This window comes from Bacillota bacterium, assembly GCA_040754675.1.
Lineage (GTDB): Bacteria > Bacillota > Limnochordia > Limnochordales > Geochordaceae > Geochorda.
The window spans coordinates 1-5,728 of the sequence record JBFMCJ010000265.1 but is presented as its reverse complement, the minus strand read 5'-3'; the positions used below and the strand labels follow the sequence as shown (position 1 = coordinate 5,728).

5 protein-coding genes are annotated in these 5,728 nt (G+C 69.4%); all 5 read right to left on the bottom strand.

Annotation, left to right across the window (positions count from 1 at the left end; genetic code table 11):
• A partial coding sequence (locus AB1609_14450; protein ID MEW6047659.1) for a Gfo/Idh/MocA family oxidoreductase occupies nt 1–882 on the bottom strand: 882 nt, incomplete at its 3' end.
• A gap of 183 nt (nt 883–1,065) precedes the next feature.
• Nucleotides 1,066–3,459 carry an ATP-dependent RecD-like DNA helicase gene (locus AB1609_14445; protein ID MEW6047658.1) on the bottom strand — a complete coding sequence of 798 codons (2,394 nt, stop codon included), beginning with the start codon at nt 3,457–3,459 and terminating at the stop codon, nt 1,066–1,068.
• Between the two features lie 122 nt (nt 3,460–3,581).
• Nucleotides 3,582–3,803 (bottom strand): response regulator transcription factor, encoded by a 222-nt coding sequence (locus AB1609_14440; GenBank protein MEW6047657.1) that lies wholly within the window; start codon nt 3,801–3,803, stop codon nt 3,582–3,584.
• A gap of 395 nt (nt 3,804–4,198) precedes the next feature.
• Complete coding sequence (locus AB1609_14435; GenBank protein ID MEW6047656.1) at nt 4,199–4,957, bottom strand: response regulator transcription factor; 759 nt, start codon at nt 4,955–4,957, stop codon at nt 4,199–4,201.
• A partial coding sequence (locus AB1609_14430) for a sensor histidine kinase (protein ID MEW6047655.1) occupies nt 4,954–5,728 on the bottom strand: 775 nt, incomplete at its 5' end. The genes AB1609_14430 and AB1609_14435, both read right to left, overlap by 4 nt.

The following is a 5,728-nucleotide window of genomic DNA, read 5'->3' as shown; positions in this document are numbered from 1 at the left end:
CCCCAGGCTGCCGGGATCCACCCCGTTGGCATGCGGCACGCTGTCGAAAACCTTGGCGCCGTCCACCGTGTACCCCGGCTTGTCCGCCGCCGGCGGCAACTGGTCGCCCCGGGGCCGCATGGAAAGCGCCCCGTCCGGGCCAAGGACCTCGTGAAGCTCGTCCACCCGAACGTGAGGCGGCAGCCCCCAGCTCCACATGAGCTGCAGCTCGTCACCCGACACGAACCGCACGCTGACCATCCCGGTGTCCGGCGCCGTCCGCCCGGGCTGCATGATGCGGGTGGACGCCATCACGCTTTCGACCTCACCAAACAAGAAGCGCCCGAAATCGTACCAGTGGATGGCGCCGTCCACGAACGGTCCGCCGCCCCGGTTGCGGTCGAAGAACCACGGCTGAGGCGCCCCCGACGTCCCGGTGGCGTGCCGCCACACCACGGGGCGCCCGAGCTTCCCCTGCCGGACCACGTCCGCCGCCGCCAGCCACCCGTTGTCAAAGCGCCGGCAGAACCCCACCTGCAGCTTGACGCCGGCCCCGTCGCACGCCGAAGCCGCTCTCGCCGCGTCCTCGACCGAAAGCGCCAGAGGCTTTTCGCAGAAGGCGTGGCGGCCGTTTTGCGCCGCGGCGACGACCGCAGGAGCATGAAGGTAGGTCGGCAGGCACACGTCGACCGCATCGACGCTCGGCCAGGCAGCCGCCTCGTAGAAGTCCGTCGTATATGAAGGAACCCCGAACCTGGAAGCGGTTTGCCTGGCCCGGGGTTCATCGACATCCGCCACCACCGCCACTCGAACACCCGGAAGTCGCCTGAGCACTTCCAGGTGCCGCCATCCGAACCGCCCGCATCCCAGAAGTGCCAGCGTGACTGGTTTTGAGTCCGGCATCTTGACGTTTCTCCCTCTGACGGCGACCATCGGATACCGGTGGCGACTTCGAACTTCACTCCCGATATCGGATGGCGCGAGGCACAAAATGACCCGCGGCCTCCGGGTGTGCGCAGTTCGCCCTCTACCGACACAATCCTTCTTCTGGTTTGCTGATGCTAACCTCTGCCACGTTTCAGACACTCATGCGCTCTGGAGCCGGCGGGCGAGCCCCGAGAAGCGGATCCCCACCGAAGCGTTGCGGATGTATGCGTTGACCGCCCTCCGGTCGCCCACCAGCACCACCAGCCGCTTGCCGCGGGTGAGGGCCGTGTAGAGCAGGTGACGGTTCATGAGGGCGGGCATGGTCCACACCACCGGCATCACAACGCAGGGGAACTCGTTTCCCTGGCTCTTGTGAACCGTGATGGCGTAGGCCAGTTGAAGCTCGCCCGTGCGCTCATCGTCGTACTCCACGACGCGGCCGTCGTCGAACCGCACATGGAGTAGCCTCTCGTCGGGGAACGCCTGCACGATGCGGCCGATCTCGCCGTTGAAGACGCCTGTCTGCTCCCCGTCGCCCCCGGTCGGCGCCTCGCCGCCGGCCACCAGGCGGGCCTGGTAGTCGTTTCGGGTCTGCATGACGCGGTCACCCTCGCGCAGGATGCGCAACCCCACCCGGAGCTCGCGCTTTGCCGGGGCGGCGGGGTTGAGGGCCTCCTGGAGGAGCGCATTGAGCGCCTCAGAGCCGGCGGGACCCTTGTGGGAGGCGGTGAGGACCTGGATGTCCTGGAACGGGTCGAACCCGCACAGCTGCGGGAGCGTTGCCGCCACCAGGCGCTGAACGGCCCGCGCGGCGGCCTCGGGTTCGGGCACCTCGAAGAAGCGCAGGTTGTTGCGCTCGACGAGCCGGCCGCCTGTGAGAGGCCCCGCCGCCGCCCCGGAGCCGCCTGCGGCCGCGCCGCTTGCCGCGTCCTGCGAGGTGGGGCGGATGATGCTGCGACCTGCCAGGATCTGGTGTGCCCCCACCACGATGCGGCTCTGGGCGGCCTGGCGGAATATGCGGGTCAGCCTTACCACCGGCAGGCGCTCCGACTCGATGAGGTCCCGGAGCACCTGACCGGGGCCTACCGAAGGCAGCTGGTTCACGTCCCCGACGAAGACGAGGCGCGCGCCCGGCTGCAGCGCTGCGACCAGGTGATAAGCCAGTGACAGGTCCAGCATGGAAACCTCGTCCACGATGACGAGCTCGGCGTCCAGCGGCGCCTTCGGCCCGCGCAAAAAGCGCGGCCCGTCGTCACCCGAGGCGGCCTTGGGCTCCAGCAGGCGGTGGATGGTGCGGGGCGCCATCACCCCGCGCGGCGGGGCCTGTCCAGCAAAGACGGCCTCCTGCAGCCGCTGGGCCGCCCGCCCCGTGGGTGCTGCCAGCGCCATGGTAATCCCGGCCCGGCTCCCCAGGTGCACGATGAAGCGCACCAGTGTGGTCTTTCCCGTGCCGGGCCCGCCCGTGATCACCAGGACACCGGCCTCCAGGGCCTTGCGCACCGCCTCGCGCTGCTCCGGAGCCAGGCGGGTGCCAAACTGCCGCTCCGCCAGGGCCAGTTCCTGTTCGAACCGGGAGGGAAGCCACGGCTGCGAGACGGCGCGGCCCATCTCCCGCAACAGGCGCGCCAGTTCCACCTCATGCCGGTGGAGCCTGCTCTGGTACACCGCCTCGCCCTCGAGCACGACGCTTCCCCGCTCGGCCAGCGCCGCCAGCGCGCTGTCGAGCGCCCGGTCAGGGTACCCCTCCCCGGCGCCGCGCCCCGCCAAAAGACGGCGAGCCCGCTCGAAGAGGGCCGGTCGCGGCACGAAGACGTGGCCCTCCTCGACCGCCTCCTGCAGGACGTGCCACAGCCCTGCCTCCAGCCGCCGCGGCGAGTCCGGTGCGATACCGAACCGGGCAGCCAGCTCGTCGGCCCGGCGGAAGCCCACCCCGTTCACCTCAAAGGCCAGCTCGTAGGGGTTCGCGCGCACGGCGGCGGTGGTGCGGCCGCCGTAACGCTGGTAGATTCGCCGCGCGAGCCCGGGCCCGAGCCCCAGGCTGTAGAGGAACGAAAGCGCCTCCTGCGCCGCCCGGTGCAACCGAAACTGCTCGGCGATGGCCCGTGCCTTGCGGGCGCCGATGCCCGGAATAGAGGCGAGGCGGTCGGGTTGGCTCGTGATGACGTCGAGCGTGCGTTCCCCGAATGCCTGCACCAGGCGGCGGGCGGTCGAGGGGCCCACGCCCCTGATGACGCCGGACGAGAGCAGCCTTTCGATACCCTCACGCGTGGAAGGGGTGACCGGCTGATAAGCGTCGGCCTCAAACTGCCGCCCGTAGACCGGGTGGGTTGTCCATCTCCCCACCGCGCGGATCTCCTCGCCGGGCGCCGGGGTCGGCGTCAGGTAGCCCACCACGGTGGCCGGAGGCCGCCCGGGCTCGCATTCGAGGCGCAGCACCACGTAGTGGTTGTCCGCATTGTGAAAGGTAATCCGGCGCACCACGCCCTGGAGCACCTCGGTGGGCTCCAGCGCATGCGGCTCCGGGGCCTGGGGCCTCCCTGGGTCGACGCTCATGGCACCATTCTATCGAAAGCAGGACACGACGCCCAACGGGCCGGACGCCCCGGCGGCGGCCCGGCAAACGCAACACCCGCTGGCGCGGCCGGCCCCGTGGGATCCCTGCGGTGCGTCGCGCCTCATTCCATCCTGGCGATACCCGCCCGGATAGCCATCAGAACGACCCGCGTCCGGTCGTCGCTGCCCAGCTTGCGGTAGATGTTGCTCACGTGGTTTTTGACCGTGTGCTCGCTGATCACGAGCCTGCGCGCGATCTCCTGGTTGGTCAGCCCGCGGGCCATCAGTGCCAGCACTTCTCGTTCCCGAGGCGTCAACTGCGAGAACGGGTCGGGCTGCTGCACGGGGTCGTACGGCTGCGGGATAGCTCATCCCTCCCCGCTTCCTGACCTCACTGAGCCCAACCCGTCGGATGTGGTGCGGCCGTGCCATGGTATGCCGCACAAGACGAACGGGACACGCCACTTCTCACCGCGAGCAAAAACGCCGCTCGACGAAGTCGAGCGGCGTCCTTCTTTAGGTGGAAGCGGCGGGCCGGGCATCCGGGGGTTGGGGGTTATTCTTTTTTAAAGCGTGCCGCCCCAGCCAGCCGCCCCATACCCTACCTCGGCCTCAGCGACTGTGCCGCATCAGCCTGGTGCCATCCTACCAGGCGTCTTCGTGCCCCACCATCCAACTGCGGTCTCATTTTTCTGTGGAGTTGCGTGGGCCCCCGGTCCCAGACTGACGCCGCGGCCCATCATGGGACCCACCCGGATCGGATGGCCCACACGGCTGCCTGCGTCCGGTCCTTGAGCCTCAGCTTGCGCAGGATGCTCGTCACGTGGTTTTTAACGGTCTTCTCGCTGACCACCAGCGCCTGGGCGATCTGCCGGTTGGTGCGGCCATGGGCGATGAGCGAGAGCACCTCGGTCTCCCGCGTGGTGAGCAGCGGCCGGGCACCGAGAAGGGCGCCCGGCTCGCCCTCCCTCGGCAGCACCGCGCCGTACGCCTGAACCGGCCGGGGCTCGGAGGCCGACGCGGCCGCAGCCTGCCCCGCTCCCGCTGCGGACGCCCGCTCTCGCAGGGCCCGCACCAGGCTTCCCACCAGCGCTTCGGGGATGTAGACCTGGTTGGCAGCCACGCGGCGGATGGCGGTGACGAGGTCTCCCGGCTCCTCGCCTTTCAGCACGTATCCCCATGCACCCGCCCTGGCCATCTCCACCACGTACTGGTCGTCCGTGTGAATGGTGAGGGCCACGACGCGAGCCGACGGCACTTTCGTTCGCAACATCCGGGTTGCCTCGAGACCATTGAGGCGGGGCATGCTGATATCCATCAGAACCACGTCGACGCCCTCCCTCTCGGTCGCTTCTACCGCCTCCCATCCGTCAGCTGCCTCTCCCACCACCCGGATGTCGGGTTCGAGTTCGAGGATACGCCGCAAACCCGCCCTTACCACTGCATGGTCGTCGGCTATCAGAACCCGGATTGGCGTCTTTTGCGGCGCCTCGCTCATGGTTTGGCCGACTCCTTTCCCTCCGCCGGCAGCTTCACCACGGGAAAGCGGGCGCTGACCCGCGTTCCGAGGCCGGGCGCCGAGTGTACCGCAAACCGCCCACCGAACAGCTTGACTCTCTCCTCCATACTCAAAAGCCCGATGGATCCCCTCTCCCGCGCCTGCTGCCTGGCCGCGTCGGGGTCAAACCCGCGTCCGTCGTCCTTCACCGTGACGTGCACGAACCCCTCGCCAACCTCCACGGTGACCCAGATATGGGAAGCTCCGGCGTGCCGCCGGGCGTTGGATACCGCCTCCTGAACCACCCGGAACACGGCCACCTCCAGCGGGGCGTCGAACCTCCGCTCGGGCCCGTGAACCGCCACTTCCACGGGCGGGCCGCCCAGGCCCGCCACGTAGTGGGCGTAGCGCCGGATGGCCGAGATGACGCCCAGCTCGTCCAGCGCCATCGGCCGCAGGTCGAAGATGACGCGCCGCAGGTCGATGAGCGTCTCCTTCACGAGGGAGCGCAGGCGCTGGAGCTGGCGCCGGGCCGCGTCGGGGCCGGCGTCGAGGAGGCGCTCGCCCAGCTCGAGTTCGACGGCGATGCCGGCCAGGCCCTGGGCCGTACCGTCGTGCAGCTCCCGGGCCAGCCGGCGGCGTTCCTCCTCCTGGGCCGCGATGACCCGGCGGCCCATCTCGTAGTGCGCCTGCCACTCGGAGAGCTTCTGGGCCACGCCGGAGTAGTTGCCGGCGAGCACCGCCCGGGCCAGGTTGATGTTGTGTTGGAGC